The organism is Pseudomonas fluorescens HK44, from assembly GCF_000217955.3.
In the GTDB taxonomy this organism is placed as follows: Bacteria; Pseudomonadota; Gammaproteobacteria; order Pseudomonadales; family Pseudomonadaceae; genus Aquipseudomonas; species Aquipseudomonas fluorescens_AQ.
The window spans coordinates 304,462-321,762 of sequence record NZ_AFOY02000015.1; the positions used below are offsets into that span (position 1 = coordinate 304,462).

General features: G+C 59.7%; 16 protein-coding genes and 1 pseudogene. 12 read left to right on the plus strand and 5 right to left on the minus strand.

Annotated elements, in window-relative coordinates; genetic code table 11:
• Positions 1 to 2: 2 nt before the first annotated feature.
• Complete coding sequence (locus HK44_RS14145) at positions 3 to 827, plus strand: alpha/beta fold hydrolase (RefSeq protein ID WP_019690862.1); 825 nt, start codon at positions 3 to 5, stop codon at positions 825 to 827.
• 33 nt (positions 828 to 860) lie between these two features.
• On the opposite strand, the gene HK44_RS14150 is transcribed toward HK44_RS14145, so the two are convergent.
• Complete coding sequence (locus tag HK44_RS14150; protein ID WP_024264943.1) at positions 861 to 1,325, minus strand: helix-turn-helix domain-containing protein; 465 nt, start codon at positions 1,323 to 1,325, stop codon at positions 861 to 863.
• Positions 1,326 to 1,551: 226 nt separating this feature from the next.
• On the opposite strand from HK44_RS14150, the gene HK44_RS14155 reads away from it, so the two are divergent.
• The 4 genes from HK44_RS14155 (at position 1,552) to ycaC (ending at position 6,009) form a co-directional block, all read left to right on the plus strand.
• Positions 1,552 to 2,475: a LysR family transcriptional regulator gene (locus tag HK44_RS14155; RefSeq protein WP_019690860.1), complete on the plus strand. Its 924-nt coding sequence runs from the start codon at positions 1,552 to 1,554 to the stop codon at positions 2,473 to 2,475.
• A gap of 367 nt (positions 2,476 to 2,842) precedes the next feature.
• On the plus strand, positions 2,843 to 3,478 hold the full coding sequence (locus tag HK44_RS14160; protein WP_019690859.1) for an antibiotic biosynthesis monooxygenase: 636 nt from the start codon (positions 2,843 to 2,845) through the stop codon (positions 3,476 to 3,478).
• Positions 3,475 to 5,313, plus strand: a complete 1,839-nt coding sequence (locus HK44_RS14165) for an amidohydrolase (protein ID WP_019690858.1) — start codon at positions 3,475 to 3,477, stop codon at positions 5,311 to 5,313. Before HK44_RS14160 ends, HK44_RS14165 begins: the two co-directional genes overlap by 4 nt.
• Before the next feature lie 69 nt (positions 5,314 to 5,382).
• Positions 5,383 to 6,009 (plus strand): isochorismate family cysteine hydrolase YcaC, encoded by a 627-nt coding sequence (ycaC, locus tag HK44_RS14170; protein ID WP_019690857.1) that lies wholly within the window; start codon positions 5,383 to 5,385, stop codon positions 6,007 to 6,009.
• Between the two features lie 43 nt (positions 6,010 to 6,052).
• Here the strand turns inward: ycaC and HK44_RS30545 are convergent, their stop codons facing one another.
• Complete coding sequence (locus HK44_RS30545) at positions 6,053 to 6,349, minus strand: hypothetical protein (protein ID WP_019690856.1); 297 nt, start codon at positions 6,347 to 6,349, stop codon at positions 6,053 to 6,055.
• A 147-nt stretch (positions 6,350 to 6,496) separates the two neighbouring features.
• On the minus strand, positions 6,497 to 6,841 hold the full coding sequence (locus HK44_RS14180) for an alpha/beta hydrolase fold domain-containing protein (RefSeq protein ID WP_019690855.1): 345 nt from the start codon (positions 6,839 to 6,841) through the stop codon (positions 6,497 to 6,499).
• A 120-nt stretch (positions 6,842 to 6,961) separates the two neighbouring features.
• Between HK44_RS14180 and HK44_RS14185 the strand changes: the two genes are divergently transcribed.
• The 4 genes from HK44_RS14185 to HK44_RS14200 all read left to right on the plus strand — a co-directional run bounded on the left by HK44_RS14185 (position 6,962) and on the right by HK44_RS14200 (position 10,792).
• Positions 6,962 to 7,858, plus strand: a complete 897-nt coding sequence (locus tag HK44_RS14185; protein ID WP_019690854.1) for a LysR family transcriptional regulator — start codon at positions 6,962 to 6,964, stop codon at positions 7,856 to 7,858.
• 177 nt (positions 7,859 to 8,035) lie between these two features.
• Positions 8,036 to 8,689, plus strand: coding sequence for a hydrolase (locus HK44_RS14190; protein WP_019690853.1), 654 nt, complete (start codon positions 8,036 to 8,038; stop codon positions 8,687 to 8,689).
• Positions 8,690 to 8,757: 68 nt separating this feature from the next.
• Entirely contained in the window at positions 8,758 to 9,186 is a 429-nt protein-coding gene (locus HK44_RS14195; protein WP_031319474.1) for a DoxX family protein, read from the plus strand.
• 19 nt (positions 9,187 to 9,205) lie between these two features.
• Positions 9,206 to 10,792 (plus strand): MFS transporter, encoded by a 1,587-nt coding sequence (locus tag HK44_RS14200; RefSeq protein ID WP_024264945.1) that lies wholly within the window; start codon positions 9,206 to 9,208, stop codon positions 10,790 to 10,792.
• A gap of 159 nt (positions 10,793 to 10,951) precedes the next feature.
• Here the strand turns inward: HK44_RS14200 and HK44_RS30550 are convergent.
• Positions 10,952 to 11,034: pseudogene (locus tag HK44_RS30550) on the minus strand (helix-turn-helix transcriptional regulator); the annotation flags it as partial.
• A 268-nt stretch (positions 11,035 to 11,302) separates the two neighbouring features.
• On the opposite strand from HK44_RS30550, the gene HK44_RS14210 reads away from it, so the two are divergent.
• The 3 genes from HK44_RS14210 (at position 11,303) to nahK (ending at position 16,472) form a co-directional block, all read left to right on the plus strand.
• Complete coding sequence (locus HK44_RS14210; protein ID WP_019690849.1) at positions 11,303 to 12,487, plus strand: porin; 1,185 nt, start codon at positions 11,303 to 11,305, stop codon at positions 12,485 to 12,487.
• A 258-nt stretch (positions 12,488 to 12,745) separates the two neighbouring features.
• A complete protein-coding gene (nosP, locus tag HK44_RS14215; RefSeq protein ID WP_019690848.1) occupies positions 12,746 to 13,909 on the plus strand; it encodes a nitric oxide-sensing protein NosP in 1,164 nt (387 codons plus the stop codon).
• A complete protein-coding gene (gene nahK, locus HK44_RS14220) occupies positions 13,839 to 16,472 on the plus strand; it encodes a hybrid sensor histidine kinase/response regulator NahK/ErcS' (protein WP_431357332.1) in 2,634 nt (877 codons plus the stop codon). Before nosP ends, nahK begins: the two co-directional genes overlap by 71 nt.
• Before the next feature lie 60 nt (positions 16,473 to 16,532).
• On the opposite strand, the gene HK44_RS14225 is transcribed toward nahK, so the two are convergent.
• Positions 16,533 to 17,198 (minus strand): response regulator transcription factor, encoded by a 666-nt coding sequence (locus HK44_RS14225; RefSeq protein WP_019690846.1) that lies wholly within the window; start codon positions 17,196 to 17,198, stop codon positions 16,533 to 16,535.
• Positions 17,199 to 17,301: the final 103 nt, after the last annotated feature.

The following is a 17,301-nucleotide window of genomic DNA, read 5'->3' on the forward strand; positions in this document are numbered from 1 at the left end:
CCATGAGTACATTTACTACCCGCGATGGTACCGAGATCTATTACAAGGACTGGGGCACCGGCCAACCCATCGTTTTCAGCCACGGCTGGCCGCTGAATGCCGACAGCTGGGAATCACAGATGATCTTCCTGGCGTCCAAGGGTTACCGGGTCATCGCCCATGACCGCCGTGGTCACGGCCGCTCCAGCCAGCCCTGGTTCGGCAATGAAATGGACACCTACGCCGACGACCTCGCGCAGTTGATCGAGCGGCTGGATCTGCAAAACGCGGTGCTGTTCGGGTTCTCCACCGGCGGTGGTGAAGTGGCGCGTTACATCGGTCGTCATGGCACTGGGCGAATCGCCAAGGCCGGGCTGATTTCCGCGGTGCCGCCGTTGATGCTCAAGACCGAAGCCAATCCAGGCGGCCTGCCGATGGAAGTGTTCGACGGTCTGCGTCAGGCGTCCCTGGCGGACCGTTCGCAGCTGTACAAAGACGTCGCCAGCGGGCCATTTTTTGGCTTCAACCAGCCTGGCGCCAAGCCTTCCCAGGGCATGATCGACTGGTTCTGGATGCAGGGCATGACGGCTGGTCACAAGAGCGCCTATGACTGCATCAAGGCGTTTTCCGAAACCGATTTCACCGAAGACCTGAAAAAGTTCGACGTGCCGACCCTGGTGGTGCATGGCGACGCTGACCAGATCGTGCCGATCGAAGCCGCCGGTATCGCCTCGGCCAAACTCGTCAAAGGTTCGAAGCTGCTGGTCTATCCAGGCGCGCCTCATGGCCTGACCGACACCCACAAGGATCAGCTCAACGCCGATCTGCTGGCGTTCCTCAAGGCCTGATCAAAATCAAAAGATCGCAGACTGCGCCAGCTCCTACACGGACATGTGTACACCCGTAGAAGCTGGCGCAGGCTGCGATCTTTTGCTGTTGAGAGAGGGCAGGGCACGCACCGCCTGACAACGCCAGGCAAACGGATTGATGCCTTCGCTGCGGGTGAACATGTGGCAGAAGTGCGCCTGATCGCAGAAGCCGCATTCCAGGCTGATTTGCGTCAGGGTCAGGTCGGTGTTCTGGATCAGTTGCTTGGCCCGGGCGATGCGCTGGCAACGAATCCAGTCCTGGGGTGACAGGCCCGTGCTGCACTTGAAGGTGCGGGAGAAATGACTGCGCGACATCGCGCAGGCCCGGGCCAGTTCGGTGACTTCCAGGGTTTCGCTGAGGCGTTCGAGGATCAATTGCTTGACCAGGCTTTCCCGCCAGGGGCTGAGGCCGCCAGTGGTGGCTTTTCGCGTTTGCGTGGCTGATGCGCGGGCGGCGTTGTGCTGAACGTGGGCCATGGCAAATGTCCGTGTCGGTGGGAATGCGCTGGCGCACTGCACGGTGGGTCAGCACCATCCCTTTTGGAATAACAGGTTTGCGTTGAGAGCTTGATTGTTGGTCGCAGGACATTTGCTTGCGAGTTAAACGTTGTTAATTCCTCCGGTTAACAGCAGGCGAAAACCTTTGATTGAGTAAAGTCCAAAAGACATTGCCTGGCTGAAAAAACACCATGGAACCGTACCTATGAACCGTAACGATCTACGCCGCGTCGATATGAACCTGCTGGTGATTTTCGAGGCTCTGATGTTCGAAAAGAATCTGACCCGGGTCGCCGAAAAACTCTTTATGGGTCAGCCGGCCGTGAGCGCTGCGTTGGGGCGGTTGCGTGATCTGTTCGACGATCCGCTGTTGCTGCGCAACGGTCGCGGCATGGAGCCGACGGCGCGGGCGCTGGCGATTCTCAAGGAGCTGCAACCGGCAATGGACACCATCTGCGGGGCGGTTAGCCGGGCCAGGGAGTTTGATCCGGCTACCCGTTGTGATGTGTTTCGCATTGGTCTGTCGGATGACGCCGAGTTTGGCTTGTTTCCGTCGCTGTTGAGCCATCTGCGGGAGGAGGCACCAGGGATCATTGTGGTGGTGCGCCGGGCTAACTACCTGCTGATGCCGACGTTGCTGGCGTCCGGGGAGATTTCAGTCGGGGTCAGTTACACCACCGAACTGCCGGCCAATGCCAAGCGCAAGAAACTGCGGGATATCCCCTGCAAAGTGCTGCGCGCAGACAACCGGCCTGGAGCACTGACGCTGGATGAGTACTGTGAGCGGCCCCATGCGATGGTGTCGTTTTCGGGGGATTTGAGCGGCAACATTGATCTTGATCTGGCCAAGGTGGGCCGCACCCGACGGGTGGTGTTGGGGGTGCCGCAGTTCAGTGGGTTGCGGGCGTTGCTCGCGGGGACTGAAATGATCGCTACCGTTCCCGACTATGCCGCCCGCGCGCTGGTCGAAGGCTGTGCCTTGAGGGCTGAAGATCCGCCGTTTCCCATCGATGAGGCACAGTTGTCGATGGCCTGGAGCGGGGTGCACGACAATGATCCGGCGGAGCGATGGTTGCGGTCGCGGATTACTCAGTTCATGTCCGAGCCTCTGAATACTCCAGCTTCATAGGGGAAAAACTTCTGTCAGATGCCGCTTTTGTGGCGAGGGAGCTTGCTGTGGTGGGGGAGCTTGCTGTGGCGAGGGGGCTTGCCCCCGCTGGGTCGCGAAGCGGCCCTAAAACCGGCAATTGCGGTTATTCAGATAGAACACATCAGCCGGTTCTACGACTGCTGCGCCCGAGCGCGGACCGGCCGGCGCGAGCAAGCTCGCTCGCCACAGGAAAGTATTGGGCTCAAGTCCGCTCGTAAAGAGAGCACATACGTTCAATTTTCCCCTCCCCCCGCACCGGCATTATCGAATCAAGTCCTGGCGCATCAACGTCGCTGGTTTTTCATTTGCGCTTGCGCGCATTTCCGTTTCGCCGGAGCCTTTCGTCATGCCTGATTCCAATCGACTCGACCCTGCAACCACCCACCCGGTGCGCGGCTTCGAGGAAGTCGTGACCCTGGTCGTCAAACACCGGGTCAAGGCCGGTTTTGAAGTGCCCTATGAAGCCTGGCTGCGGCGGATTGTCGGTATTGCCGGGCAGAGCGAGGGGCATTTGGGGGTGGATGTGATTCGCGGCAAGAGCGCCGGCCTGGACATGTTTACCTGCGTGCTGCGTTTTTGCTCCACCGAGGCGATGCAGCGCTGGCTCGATTCGCCGCAACGGCTGGAGCTGGTCAACGAAGCCGCGCCGATGCTGGCGGATGGGGACCAGACCGAGGTCAATCCAGTCAAGGAGTTCTGGTTCGCGCCACAGGCCGATACCGTTTCGCCACCGCCGCGCTGGAAGCAGGCCGTGGTGACGCTGCTGGTGATCCTGCCGCATACCTTGCTGGTGCCGCTGATCTGGGGCCCGCTGCTCAAGCTCAACGCCTTTCTGTCCAATTACGTGGTTGCCACTTTTCTGATCACCGTGACCATTGTGGTTTCGGTGGTGTACCTGTTCATGCCCAGGGCGACGCGCCTGTTTGCGCCCTGGCTGGAAGCCGGACAGCCTCATTCCACTCTGCCTGAGGAAAACCAATGAACGCCGATCTGATTCTATTCAATGGCCAATTTCATACCGTTGACCGTGAAAAACCCCTTGCCAGTGCGGTCGCGATCACCAACGGCCGCTTCGTCACGGTAGGTACCGATGCCGAGGCCATGGCCTTGCGTGGTTCGGGCACTCAGGTTATTGACCTCAAGGGCCGCTGCGTCATCCCTGGGCTCAACGACTCGCACTTGCACCTGATTCGGGGTGGTTTGAACTACAACCTCGAACTGCGCTGGGAAGGCGTGCCGTCCCTGGCCGATGCCCTGCGCATGCTCAAGGATCAGGCCGATCGCACGCCGACGCCGCAATGGGTGCGGGTGGTCGGTGGCTGGAACGAATTCCAGTTTGCCGAAAAGCGCATGCCGACGATTGAAGAACTCAACCAGGCTGCGCCGGATACGCCGGTGTTCGTTTTGCACTTGTACGACCGCGCCTTGCTCAACCGCGCAGCGCTCAAGGTTGTCGGTTACACGCGCAACACGCCGAACCCACCGGGTGGCGAGATTGTGCGCGACGCCAACGGCGATCCGACCGGCATGCTGGTGGCGCGTCCGAACGCGATGATTCTTTACTCGACCTTGGCCAAAGGGCCGAAGTTGCCGCTGGAGTATCAGGTCAACTCGACTCGTCAGTTCATGCGTGAACTCAATCGTCTGGGCCTGACCAGCGCCATCGATGCGGGCGGTGGTTTCCAGAATTACCCGGACGATTACGCGGTGATCGAGCAGTTGGCCAAAGACCAGCAACTGACGATTCGCATTGCTTATAACCTGTTCACCCAGAAGCCCAAGGAAGAGCTGACCGATTTCAAGAACTGGACCAGTAGCGTCACCCTGCATCAAGGCGATGACTTCCTGCGCCACAACGGCGCCGGGGAAATGCTGGTGTTTTCGGCGGCGGATTTCGAGGACTTCCTCGAACCGCGCCCGGACCTGCCGCAGACCATGGAAGAGGAACTGGAGCCGGTGGTTCGCCACTTGGTCGAGCACCGCTGGCCGTTCCGTCTGCACGCCACTTACAACGAATCCATCAGCCGTATGCTCGATGTGTTCGAGAAGGTCAATCGCGACATTCCGTTCAACGGTTTGCCGTGGTTCTTCGACCACGCCGAAACCATCACCCCGAAAAACATCGAGCGGGTGAGGGCGCTGGGTGGCGGCATCGCGATTCAGGACCGCATGGCGTTCCAGGGGGAATACTTCGTCGACCGTTACGGCAGCAAAGCCGCCGAAGCCACGCCGCCGATCAAACGCATGCTCGCCGAGGGTGTACCCGTCGGCGCGGGCACCGACGCCACACGAGTGTCCAGCTACAACCCGTGGACCTCGCTGTACTGGATGGTCAGCGGCCGCACTGTCGGTGGTCTGGCGTTGTACGAGGAAGGCTTGCCGCGCACCACTGCGCTGGAACTGTTCACCCACGGCAGCGCCTGGTTCTCGTCCGAACAGGGCAAGAAGGGCCAGATCAAGGTCGGGCAACTGGCGGACCTGGCAGCATTGAGCGCGGACTTCTTCAGCGTCGAGGAAGAAGCGATCAAGTGGATCGAGTCGGTGTTGACCGTGGTCGGCGGCAAGGTGGTGTACGCCGCCGGCGACTTCGAAAAACTCGGTCCGGCCAGCGTACCGGTACTGCCGGACTGGTCGCCGGTGATGAAAGTCCCCGGCCACTGGCGCCCGAATTCGCCGATGCAGGCTCAGGTCCACCATTGCAGCGGCCCGTGCGCGGTGCATACGCACAGCCATGAAAAGGCGCGCCAGTCGAATGCGCCGGTCAGCGATTTCGCCGGTTTCTGGGGCGCATTCGGCTGTTCCTGCTTCGCCTTCTGATTCCGAAACAAAGCGCCGGTCTTCGTGACCGGCGCTCCCCCGCAACAACCATCCATCGAGGAGTTTCACATGAGCAACGTTCCTTACTCGCGTCTGAACAAAGACGATGCCGTTGTGCTGTTGGTCGACCACCAGACCGGCCTGATCTCGCTGGTGCAGGATTTCAGCCCGAACGAGTTCAAGAACAACGTCCTGGCGCTGGGCGACATCGCCAAGTTCTTCAACCTGCCGACCATCCTGACCACCAGTTTCGACAGCGGCCCGAACGGCCCGATCGTGCCGGAACTCAAAGAGCAATTCCCGGACGCGCCGTTCATTGCCCGCCCTGGCCAGATCAACGCCTGGGACAACGCAGACTTCGTCAAAGCCATCAAGGCCACCGGTCGCAAGCAACTGATCATCGCCGGTGTGGTGACTGACGTGTGCGTGGCGTTCCCGACTCTGTCGGCGCTTGCTGAAGGTTTTGAAGTGTTCGTGGTCACCGATGCTTCCGGCACCTTTAACACCACTGTGCAACAAGCGGCGTGGGCGCGGATGTCGGCCGCCGGTGCGCATCTGATGAACTGGTTCGCGGTGGCCTGCGAGCTGCAAGTCGACTGGCGCAATGACATGGAAGGTCTGGCGAATCTGCTGTCGCAGCGTCTGCCGAACTATCGCAATTTGATTAATAGCTATACCAAGTTCACGGCCAAGTAATTCGCTGAAAAAAATGCCCGCCGATGTGCGGGCATTTTTCTGCTCAACGTTTTTGCAACCACCCCAGAAATCCAGCTTTCCTGACCGGCACAGGCTTGGCCATCAACGCCAGCCGACTGTTCTGTTGCCGTACCGCTTGCAACTTGTTCAACGCCTGGCCCACTTCGCTCAACGGGCTGACGTCGGCGTTGATGACCAGCGCACTGAACGCCAGAAACAACACTAGACGCACGCCGACCCGCGGGGCGCGGTGCTTGTACGGGGCTAGGTGCCAGAGCAGAGCGTCGAGCACCAGAAGCAGGGCGCTCCAGGACAGTAGGTGGGTGAGGAGAAAGGACATGAGGAACTCCAAAGTCTGGATGACATTTGTGGCGAGGGAGCTTGCTCCCGCTTGAGTGCGCAGCACTCACAAAATCGTCGGTGTCTTGAGGATTTTGGGGCCGCTGCGCAGCCCAGCGGGAGCAAGCTCCCTCGCCACAATGTGGACTCAGTTCAGATGGGGCTTGAGCTCGGCCGCCGCTTGCCGCACTGCTGCCTTCACTTCAGGTATCTGACTCAGCGGATTGAGCAGGCCAAAGTCATGAATCATCCCGTTGTAGCGCACCGCGGTCACCGGTACGCCGGCCGCATCGAGGTGGCGGGCGTAGCCTTCGCCTTCGTCACGCAGCACGTCGAATTCGGCGGTCTGCACCAGCGCGGTGGGCAGGCCCTTGGCCCTGGTCGGGCGCACCACTTTCAGGTTGATCGTCTGGCCGTCGACCTTGATCGCCTTGTCGCTGACTTCAACACCGGACAGATCGACCTTCACCGAGGCCTGGGCACCGGTCAGCACCGCGCGGGCTGCTGTGGCGCTGGGGTTCAGGTCTCAGCAACACCGTGAGCACAGATTAATGAGGTGCCTGAAAGTGAAAAAGCGGCTATAAAGCGTTTAACTGTCAACCAGGAAGTGACAATGAACCCGTTCGAAGACATGCGTATTTTTTGCCAGGTCATGGACTCCGGCAGCTTCACGGCGGCGGCCGATCAGTTGGGGCTGTCCAAGCAGTTCGTCAGCCGCCGGCTGATGCAATTGGAGGAGCGCCTCGGTGTGCGGCTGCTCAATCGATCGACCCGGCGGCTGGACGTCACGCCCCTGGGGCAGAGTTATTACGAGTCGGCCTTGCGCCTGCTCAGCGAAGTCGAACACGTGGAGCAGGGCATCGCCGGCCAGACCAGCGAACCTCGCGGCACCATTCGCTTGAGCGCGCCGCTGTCGTTCGCGGTGGCGCACTTGGGTTGTCTGCTGCCGGTGTTTTTGCAGCGCTATCGCGACGTCACGGTGGAAGTGGACTTGAGTGATCGTCCGGTGGACTTGCTCAATGAGGGCTTCGACCTGGCATTGCGCATCGGCGTGCTGGAGGACTCGACGCTGATCGCCCGACGCCTCGCCTCCATCCAGCGGGTGTACTGCGCGAGCCCGGCTTACCTGGCCGAGCGCGGTACGCCGGGTCACCCCGAAGACTTGCACCGCCATGACTGTCTGCCCTACGGCCACGGTCGCCAGGTGCAATGGCGGTTCGAAGGGCAGGGCAAACCACTGACCGTGAACGTCACCGGAAGGATGCGGGTCAACAACGGAGAATTGCTCAAGGACGCGGCCATCGCCGGCATGGGCATTACTTATTTGCCGACCTTCATTGTCGGTTCGGCCTTGAAGGATGGGCGGCTGGTGCCGGTACTGGACAACTTCCGCCCCGAGCCGTTGACGTTATCGGCGGTCTATCCGCAGCATCGTCAGGGCTCGCGACCGGTGCAGGCGCTGATCGAATTCTTGCGTGAACGGCTGGATCGGACTGAGGACGGGCTTTAAATACAGCGGCACCCCGCAGTCGAAGCGGGAGCCTGACGCTGGTAGGTGGTTCAGCCTCCAGATGCCTGGTGAAAGAAGTGTTCTCGGCAAAAATTTTCCAGAGTCGCACATCCATACAATCGCTCTGCTGCAACGAAGCCGAAAATGGCGCCTCTCAAACGTATCCGGAGAAGTGTTATGGCAACCGCAAAAGCAGCACCAGGTAAAGGTCTGATCAATCCGAGCAACCACGCTCTGATCCTGATCGACTTTCAGTCGCAGATGTCATTTGCGACCAAATCCATCGACGCTGTTTCACTCCGCAATAACGCTGCACTGATCTCCAAGGCAGCGAAGGAGTTTGGCGTTCCTTCCATTCTTACCACCGTCGCCGAAAAAAGTTTTTCGGGCCCTATGTTTGAAGAAATTACCTCGGTCTTTGCCGGTCAGGAACTGATTGACCGGACCAGCATGAATACCTGGGAAGACGAGCGCATAGCCGTCGCCGTGAACAAGATCGGTCGCGACCGAATCGTTCTTGCCGGTCTCTGGACCTCGGTCTGCATTGTTGGACCGGCGATCTCGGCGCTTGAACAAGGCTTTGAGGTCTACATCATTTGCGATGCGTGCGGTGACGTTTCGGATGAGGCTCATGAGCGCGCTATCGAGCGCATGATTCAAGCCGGTGCGCGTCCGATGACCTCACTCCAGTACCTGCTGGAACTGCAACGTGACTGGGCTCGCAGCGACACCTATAACGAGACGGTGAAAACCTCTATCGCTCACGGCGGCGCTTATGGTCTTGGTTTGATTTATGCCAAAACCATGTTTAACGCATCGGAAGGTCACTGATCCGTATTGCGCCTCTTCCTTAATGGAGGAAGAGGCGCACTCAGGTGAGCGTTGGGAGACAATGGAACATGTCCACATCTGATATGAATACGACGACTGCACCGGATGTGGCGCTGTGTTGGCTACGCATCACCGGTGTACTGATGCTGTTGCTGGTGCACGGATTGCCTAAGCTTTTCAATTTTGAGCACGAATTGGGGTTGATCGAAGACCCGTTTGGCATGGGAGCCCGGTTGACCTTGTCTCTGGCAATTTTCGCAGAAGTGTTTTGTCCGATATTCATCGCAGTGGGACTGCTGACGCGCCTTGCGACACTGCCTGTTCTCTTTTTGCTGGTTGTATCGGTTATCCGGGTTCATCCTGAGTGGAGCCTGGCTGAGGGCCAGTTCGCCTGGCTGCTGCTGATCATCTTCTCGACGATTCTTGTCGGCGGGTCTGGAAGATTGGCATTGGGCAGGAGTCTGTCGCATCGTTGGCCACTCCTGAGCAAACTGTAGGGAGAGAAGGGTGAGTACGATGACTAATGAGCAGCCACCGACAACTTCGGCTTGGCAGCCGCTTCGTTATGGATTGTTTCGCAGTCTATGGCTTGCCAGCATTGCATCCAGCATAGGGACGTGGATGCATGAAGTCGGTGCTGGCTGGCTGATGACCTCCTTGTCGGCCAGTCCTTTTATGGTGTCTCTGGTACAAGTAGCGGGTGCCGCTCCCATGTTTCTACTCGCGCTACCCGCTGGCGCGCTGGCCGACATCATCGACAAACGACGTTACCTGTTGGTTGTCCAGGCAGGGATGGCCGTCATTGCGCTTGCGCTCGCCTTGATCACCTTTGCGAACCTGATGAGCGCTACGCTTTTACTCCTCTTTACGCTGGCCATGGGGATCGGAACAGCGCTGACCATGCCCGCATGGTCAGCGTTGACACCCGAGTTGGTTCCCGCGAGTGATCTGCCCGCCGCGATATCGCTTAGCAGCGTGGGGGTCAACGTTGCCCGAGCACTCGGACCGGCCATCGCTGGCATCATCATCAGCCTGGTAGGGCCATGGGCGACATTTGCCGTCAACGCCCTGTCTTTCTTTGGTGTTATCGCGGTGCTCGCCTTGTGGCGTCGTACGCCACAACCGTCCGTATTGCCGGCAGAACGGCTGTTTGGCGCTATCCGTGTGGGTTGGCGCTATGCCCGTAGTTCACGCGAACTACAGCGAGTCATGGCGCGTGCCCTGGCTTTCTTTCTCGGCGCAAGCGCCGGTATGTCATTGCTTCCACTGATTGTGCGAGGTGAGCTGAAGGGCAGTGCTGAGCAATTCGGGATCTTGCTCGGTTGCGTCGGGATCGGGGCGGTCGCGGGCGCAATGTTTCTGCCCGTAATTCGTCGTCATATTGCGGTCAATCTGCTGGTGGCATCGGCCAGCCTTATCTATGCGGCAGTCTTGCTGGCTTTGGCATGGGTTCGGGATTTCTATCTGCTTGTCCCTGTGATGCTCATCAGTGGTGCTGCCTGGATCGCGGTATTGTCCAGTCTTCAGGTGTCTGCGCAAACATCGGTACCGGCGTGGGTAAGGGCCAGGGCGTTGGCGGTCTACATTCTGACGTTCTTTGGCAGCATGGCCATCGGCGGGGTGGTGTGGGGGCTGATCGCCAGCTGGCTGTCGATCTCGATATCGCTGAGTTTTGCCGCCGTAATCATGGTGGCGGGAGTCGCGGTGGGCTGGTGGGTCAAACTGCCTGCGCTGAGCGCAGAAGACCTGGCCCCTTCGCTGCATTGGCCTCAACCGTTGATGAGTGTCGACGCTGATGGTGAACGTGGGCCAGTCATGATCACGGTCGAGTATGAGATTGACATGGCGCACGCCGATGCCTTCAAAGAGGCCATGGAAGAAGTGCGCAGAATGCGCCACCGCAATGGTTCTTTTTCCTGGCAACTGATGCAGGACACCGAAAATCCGCAACGGTGGATAGAGCTGTTTTTTGACGAGTCCTGGTACGATCATCTACGCCATCACGGTAGAGTCACTCGCGCCGAATTGAAAATCGAATCAGCCGCCCGGCGCTTTCAAATCGCTGGAAAGCCTGTACGTATTCGGCACCTGCTCAAAGGCTGACGGGTTAGTCCTGTTCAAGAGTAAAATCAGGCCCATCCCGTTGCCCCGTAGGCGTCGCCACCGACAACCAGCCCCACAGCCTCGAGCATCAGCGAGTGGTTGTAAAACGCCGCCATCAGGATCAGGAATGTCACGCTTTGGGCTGCCAGGCCTGACAGGAAATTGCTCAGGGGCGATCTCTTCCAACCGGTAGAGCCCGCGGGCAGGCCCTCGCCGCAGGCTTGGTAGAAGGGGTCGAGCACGTTTCAATCAGTCACGGCAAAGCTTATCAGCTCAATAACCGTCTTGATTTCGGTGGTCATCATCAACGTGCGGTATTGATCCGCGACCGCTCATAAGGCTTGCCCCTTAAGTATTGCTCCGTGGCGTGACCCGGTCAGGGCTCAAATCATCGCGCTATACCCACTGGCCCAAAGCATCTGCCAACCCCCTCCAAGGCACTGTATAAGGCTGTTCGCCAGCTTTCGATAATCGCCTCCGACATCTCGTCCCCCGATTTCGGAGCGCGCCATGCACAACAACAATAAGAATTTGCCCCATCTTCTACCATCGGTCATTGTCGGCCTGTCGATGCTTGGCCTGAGCGCCATCGCCGAGGCCGATATCATGCTGTACGACAAGGACCAGACCACGTTCTCCACCGATGGCTACATCAATGCCTTTTACGTGAACAGCAAGGTCGATCGCGCGGGCGAGCAGTTCGACCGTCGCCAGGCCCGGGTCAAGATGGGTTTTTTGCCCAACTATCTGGGCTTCAACATGGGCAAGCAGGTAGATGACCTGAAACTCGGGGCCCGGGCCTCCTTCTGGGTGACCATCAACGACAGTCAGACCAAGGGCACCGACACCGCCATCGACGTGCGTCAGTTCTATGGCACCGTGGCCAATCCGGAATGGGGCGAGGTGCTGATCGGTAAGGATTTCGGCCTGTTTGCGCGCTCCAACATCCTGCTCGATGAACTGCTCTCCGGGTATGGTCAGGTCAGCGACAGCCTGGGCCTGGTCGATGGCGGCGGGGTGTCGTTCGGCAATATCGGCAGCGGTTACCCGTACCCATTCCCCACCTCGCAGATCACCTACCGCACGCCGGTCATGGACGGCTTGCGAATCGCGGTGGGCATCATGGATCCGGTGAGCACCAACGACAGCAGCCCGACCGGCAAGGCCTATCAGCAGAACCCCCGTACCGAGAGCGAGATCACCTACCAGTTCGATGTAGCTGGGGCGAAGATTTACAGTTGGGTCAACGGCAGCTATCAGACCTCGGACAACACCGACTCTTCCGTCAACTCGATCACCTCCAAAGGCGTCGGTTACGGCGTGCAGGCGAAGATGGGCGGGCTGTCGCTTACCGGTTCCGGCTTTCAGGCCAAGGGTATCAATCCGTTCTTTACCAACAACGCCGGCCAGCCGACCCTGAGAAATGTCGACAGCGACGGCTACTTGTTGCAGGGCTCCTACACGCTCGGCAAGAATCGCCTGGCGCTGTCTTATGGCAAAACCAAGGACGATGGTAACGGCGTGGTCGGCAGCGGTGCGGATTACCAAACCCGCGGTGTGGCACTGTTCCATGAGGTCAATGACAACCTCAAGCTGGTTGCCGAATACAACCAGTTCGAAATCAATGGCCATCAAACCAGTGCCCAGAACGAGAACACCGATACCTTCGCCGTCGGGGCCGTGCTGACCTGGTAAACCCCAATCCTCCGCCCGGCTGTCTTTGCAGGCGCGATCGCCAGGATCGCCGCCTGCTGCCGCGCCTGCACCGATTGCTGCACACACACACACACATTCTGTTGGCGCTGCCGAAGGCTGCGATCCTTCGGTGGCAATGCCCGATCGACCGGTCTTTTCATCCCATGGAAGCAGCTACCCCCTACCCAAGTAGCATTCGTGGCGCCCGGCCGGCTTCGTACACTCAGGTCTCATACCGCACACCGGCAGGAGGCGAAGATGCAGCAAACCCAAAATGAGGGTGTCGTCAGTGCAATGTCGCAGGCGACCGATGCCCGGCTGGTGGCCCAGGAACTGGCACGGCAGCTGTTACATCCGCACTTGGGGTTCGTGCTGTTTTTCTGTTCCGCCGAATACGATTTGCAGGCGCTGGGCGAAGCCCTGGAGCATAGCTTTGGCGGTATCCGCCTGGTGGGTTGCACCAGCGCCGGCGAAATCACTCCTCTTGGCTATGGCCGCAATTGCGTGACAGCGGTCGGTTTCGATCACCGGCACTTTTCCATCGCCACCGAACGGATCGATGAAATGGAACGCTTCAGCCTGATCGACGCCCAGCGGATGGTCGAGCGGCTGGTCAGCGACTGTCGCAGTAACACCCTGGCACCGATCAAGGGCAACAGCTTCGCCCTGACCCTGCTCGATGGCCTGTCCAGTCGTGAAGAGATGGTCCTGGCTGCCCTCAGTGCGGCATTGGGGGACATTCCGCATTTTGGTGGCTCAGCTGGCGACGACAACTACCTGACCCACACTCACGTCTATTTCGATGGTGAGTTCCACTGCGGTGCGGCGGTGGTGGTGCTGGTCAACACCTGGCTGGATTTCGAAGTGTTCACCACCCATCACATCCTGCCCCGCGAAGAGAAACTGGTGGTGACTGGCGCTGACAGCGCCCAGCGTCGGGTCTTCGAGCTTAACGCCGAGCCCGCCGCCGAAGAGTACGCGCGCCACATCGGTGTGCCGGTGGCCGAGCTCGATCACCGGGTATTCGCCGCCCACCCGCTGGCGGTGCGGATCCATGACCAGTATTACGTCCGGGCGATCCAGCAGGTTCATCCGGACTTGAGCCTGAGTTTTTATTGTGCGGTGGAGAACGGCATCGTTCTTACCGCCATGACCCCCGGGCCCATGCTGCCGAATCTGCAACATCTGTTCGACGGTTTGCAGGCACGTCTCGGCGCGCTGTTGCTGACCATTGGTTGCGATTGTTTTCTCCGGCGCCTGGAGCTGGAAGACGGTGATGGCCTGGAACAGATCGGCGCGTTCTTGCGCGAGCAGCGGGTGATGGGTTTCAACACCTATGGAGAACAGTTCAATGGCATGCACATCAACCAAACCTTCACCGGGGTTGCCATTGCCCGGAACCGAACCCCTGTCAGCCGTTGAACTGCAGCAGCAGGTCGCCCGACTGCAGCATGAAAACCGCAAGTTACAGCGCATCAACGACGCGCTGATCGAGAGGATCGAGTCCGGGGTGACCCGGGGCAACGACCCTTATTCGGCATTTCAGCATTCGGTGGTGCTGGCCGAGCAGGTCCGCGAGCGCACCGATGCATTGAACCAGGCGATGGCCGAACTCAAGGCCGGCAATCACTTGCTCAGCGAAGCCCGGTTGCGGGCCGAAACCGCTCACCGGTATCTGATCGACGCTATCGAGAGCATCTCCGATGCCTTCGTGCTGTTCGACGAAGAGCAGCGCATTGTGCTGTTCAACAGCCGATTCAAGGCATTCTGGGCCAACAGCCAGGTACGGATCATTGCCGGCATGCGCCTGGCCGAGGTCAAGCGACTGATGACCGCCACCGGGCTGTTCAACGAAGAACCGCGAGGCCATGCCGACGAGCAACTGCTCTATCGGTTGCAGAGTGGTTGTTGGCTGCAAGTCAGCGAGCGGTCCACCCGGGAAGGCGGGCGGGTGATGCTGTTTACCGACATCACCGAGGTCAAGCTCAGCGAAACCGTGCGCCGCGAACAGGCTGTCGCGCAAAAATCCCGTCTTTTGCAGCGAGCGGTGGACAACCTGTCCCAAGGGGTGGCCATGGTCAGCGCCGAGGGCATCCTGGAGTTGTGGAACCGGCGCTTCCTCGAACTCAGCGGCCTGGCACCGGTGGCCGCTCACCGGCCCTTTGCCGAGGTGATCGGCGACAGTGAGTTGCGCCTGCTGACCCCGGACAGTCGCGACGCCAACGGGAGGATCATCCACGAGTGCGAGCAGCGCCTCTACGACGGACGGGTACTGGAAATCCGCACCCATCCGCTGCCCACCGGCGGCTTCGTCAATACCTTCACCGACATCACTGAACGCTATCAGCATGCCGAGGCCCTCAGTGAGAGCGAGCGCTGGATTCGCCTGATCACCGACCATGTGCCGGCGCTGATCGCCTATCTGAATGCCGACCTGGTCTACGAGTTCACCAACAAGGTCTATGAAGAGTGGTACTGCTGGCCACGGGGCGTGATGCTCGGCCAGAGTCTGCGCGAGGTGCACAGCGAACAGCACTATCAGCGGCTGGAGAGCTATGTGGCGCGGGCCTTGGCGGGCGAAAGCGTGACCTTTGAAGTTGCCGAAACCAACATCAATAATCAGGAGCGCTACATGCTGCGCTCCTATGTCCCGAATCGCCTGGCCAGTGGCGAGGTGGTGGGGATTTTTGTGCTGATCCGCGACATCACCGAGCGTCGCAGAACGGCGCAAGCGCTGCACCAGGCCTACCAGAGCCTGGAGCTGCGGGTGCGCGAACGCACGGCTGAACTGACTACCCTCAATGACCAGTTGCTGCGCGAGATCGACGAACGCAGTCGGGTCGAATTGCGCTTGCGCGAGGCCAAGCTGGAGGCCGAACAGGCCAACCTGTCGAAAACCAAATTCCTGGCTGCCGTCAGTCACGACCTGCTGCAACCGTTGAACGCGGCGCGGCTGTTTACCAGTGCGCTGCTTGAGCGCCGCGAGCCGGTAGCCAATGCGACACTGGTGCGCAATGTCAGCAACTCCCTGGAGGATGTGGAGAACCTGCTGGGCACACTGGTTGATATTTCCAAGCTCGATGCCGGGGTGATCAAGGCCGATATCGCGCCGTTCGCCCTCAGCGAATTGATGGACAACCTGGCCACCGAGTATGCCCAGGTAGCGCGCAGCGAAGGGCTTGAGTTGCACTTCGTGGCCTGCTCGGCGCTGGTGCGCAGTGACATCCAGCTATTGGCGCGGATCCTGCGTAACCTGTTGAGCAATGCAATTCGCTACACCCCTGGCGGCCGGGTGGTGCTGGGTTGCCGGCGGCATCGCCGGCACCTGTCGATCGAAGTCTGGGACAGCGGCATCGGGATCGCCGAGGAGCGTCTGGAAGAGATTTTCCAGGAATTCAAACGCGGTGATGTGCAGCGTCCGAACCAGGACCGCGGGTTGGGCCTGGGCTTGGCTATCGTCGAGAAAATATCCGGTATCCTCGGCCACCGGATTCGGGTGCGTTCGTGGCCGGGCAAGGGCTCGATGTTTGCCGTCGAAGTTCCCCTCAGCGCCACCGCGCCCAAGGCTCAGCCGAGCCCGGCGATCAGCGAGCCGATGCTCGAACGCCTGCGTGGTGCGCGGGTGTGGGTGCTGGACAACGATGCTGCGATTTGTGCCGGCATGCGCACCTTGCTCGAAGGCTGGGGCTGCCTGGTGGTCACTGCATTATCGGAAGAAGACCTGGCGCGTCAGGTGGACAATTACCATGCCGAAGCCGACCTGCTGATTGCTGACTACCACCTGGATAACGACTGCAACGGTGTCGATGCCGTGGCGCGGATCAACGCTCGTCGGGCCTTGCCGATACCGGCGATGATGATCACTGCCAACTACAGCAACGAACTCAAGCAACAGATCCGCGAACGTGGCCACACCTTGATGCACAAGCCGGTGCGGCCGATGAAACTCAAGACTGCGATGAGCCATCTGCTCGGACAGCCTTGAGGTGTGATCGAAGAGCAAAAGATCGCAGCCTGCGATCTTTCGCTCCCGCGCCAGAAGCACCTAGCGCCGCAGATAAGCGCCGAAGTCGATGTCCCCGGCACTGAGGATCGCCTGCACCCGGTTGTGCACGTTGAGCTTGCGCAGGATCGCCGAGACGTGGGCCTTGACCGTGGTTTCGGCGATGTCCAGGGTGTAGGCGATCTGCTTGTTCGATTCGCCCTTGGTCATGCGTTCAAGCACCAGCAGTTGCTTGCGGGTCAGGGCCTGGAGCAATTCGGGAGGAAAGCTCGGGGTTTCGCTCATGCGTCGAGTGAAGGCGCTTTTTTGCGTGCGAATGATGTCCGGCGGCAGGTAGACGTTGCCGTTGAGGATCTGCTCGATCGCCTCGGTCATTTGCGAGCGTGGCGAAGACTTGGTGATAAAGCCCACGGCGCCATAGGTGATGGCTTGCAGCACCACCTGCTTGTCCTGCTCGGCAGAGACGATCACCACCGGAATGGTCGGCGCTTCGTTTCGCAGATTGATCAGGCCATTGAGGCCGTGCATGCCGGGCATGTTCAAATCCAGCAGGATCAGGTCCAGGTCGTCGTGCTGCTGGGTCAGCGTGAGGGCGCTGTCCAGGTCGGCGGTCTCCATCACCTCGCTGTCCGGAAAGCCGTCGCTGATAACGTTGTGAATGGCTTCGCGGAACAGCGGGTGATCGTCGGCAATCAGAATTTTATACATGGCCTTTCACCTCGTTATTGTGATTAGGGTGGGGCAAGGGTTCTCAGGCTATGGCGTCAGGGAATGGGGCTGCCGGCAACGCAAGGCACTCGGCACAGGCTCT

What these genes read in the sequence shown, in the direction of transcription:
- HK44_RS14165 (WP_019690858.1), top strand. Translation starts at nt 3,475, where the DNA reads ATGAACGCCGATCTGATTCTATTCAATGGCCAATTTCATACCGTTGAC.
- ycaC (WP_019690857.1), top strand. Translation starts at nt 5,383, where the DNA reads ATGAGCAACGTTCCTTACTCGCGTCTGAACAAAGACGATGCCGTTGTG.
- HK44_RS14185 (WP_019690854.1), top strand. Translation starts at nt 6,962, where the DNA reads ATGAACCCGTTCGAAGACATGCGTATTTTTTGCCAGGTCATGGACTCC.
- nosP (WP_019690848.1), top strand. Translation starts at nt 12,746, where the DNA reads ATGCAGCAAACCCAAAATGAGGGTGTCGTCAGTGCAATGTCGCAGGCG.
- HK44_RS14225 (WP_019690846.1), bottom strand. Translation starts at nt 17,198, where the DNA reads ATGTATAAAATTCTGATTGCCGACGATCACCCGCTGTTCCGCGAAGCC.
- HK44_RS14195 (WP_031319474.1), top strand. Translation starts at nt 8,758, where the DNA reads ATGTCCACATCTGATATGAATACGACGACTGCACCGGATGTGGCGCTG.
- HK44_RS30545 (WP_019690856.1), bottom strand. Translation starts at nt 6,349, where the DNA reads ATGTCCTTTCTCCTCACCCACCTACTGTCCTGGAGCGCCCTGCTTCTG.
- HK44_RS14200 (WP_024264945.1), top strand. Translation starts at nt 9,206, where the DNA reads ATGACTAATGAGCAGCCACCGACAACTTCGGCTTGGCAGCCGCTTCGT.
- HK44_RS14190 (WP_019690853.1), top strand. Translation starts at nt 8,036, where the DNA reads ATGGCAACCGCAAAAGCAGCACCAGGTAAAGGTCTGATCAATCCGAGC.
- nahK (WP_431357332.1), top strand. Translation starts at nt 13,839, where the DNA reads ATGGCATGCACATCAACCAAACCTTCACCGGGGTTGCCATTGCCCGGA.
- HK44_RS14150 (WP_024264943.1), bottom strand. Translation starts at nt 1,325, where the DNA reads ATGGCCCACGTTCAGCACAACGCCGCCCGCGCATCAGCCACGCAAACG.
- HK44_RS14160 (WP_019690859.1), top strand. Translation starts at nt 2,843, where the DNA reads ATGCCTGATTCCAATCGACTCGACCCTGCAACCACCCACCCGGTGCGC.
- HK44_RS14145 (WP_019690862.1), top strand. Translation starts at nt 3, where the DNA reads ATGAGTACATTTACTACCCGCGATGGTACCGAGATCTATTACAAGGAC.
- HK44_RS14155 (WP_019690860.1), top strand. Translation starts at nt 1,552, where the DNA reads ATGAACCGTAACGATCTACGCCGCGTCGATATGAACCTGCTGGTGATT.
- HK44_RS14210 (WP_019690849.1), top strand. Translation starts at nt 11,303, where the DNA reads ATGCACAACAACAATAAGAATTTGCCCCATCTTCTACCATCGGTCATT.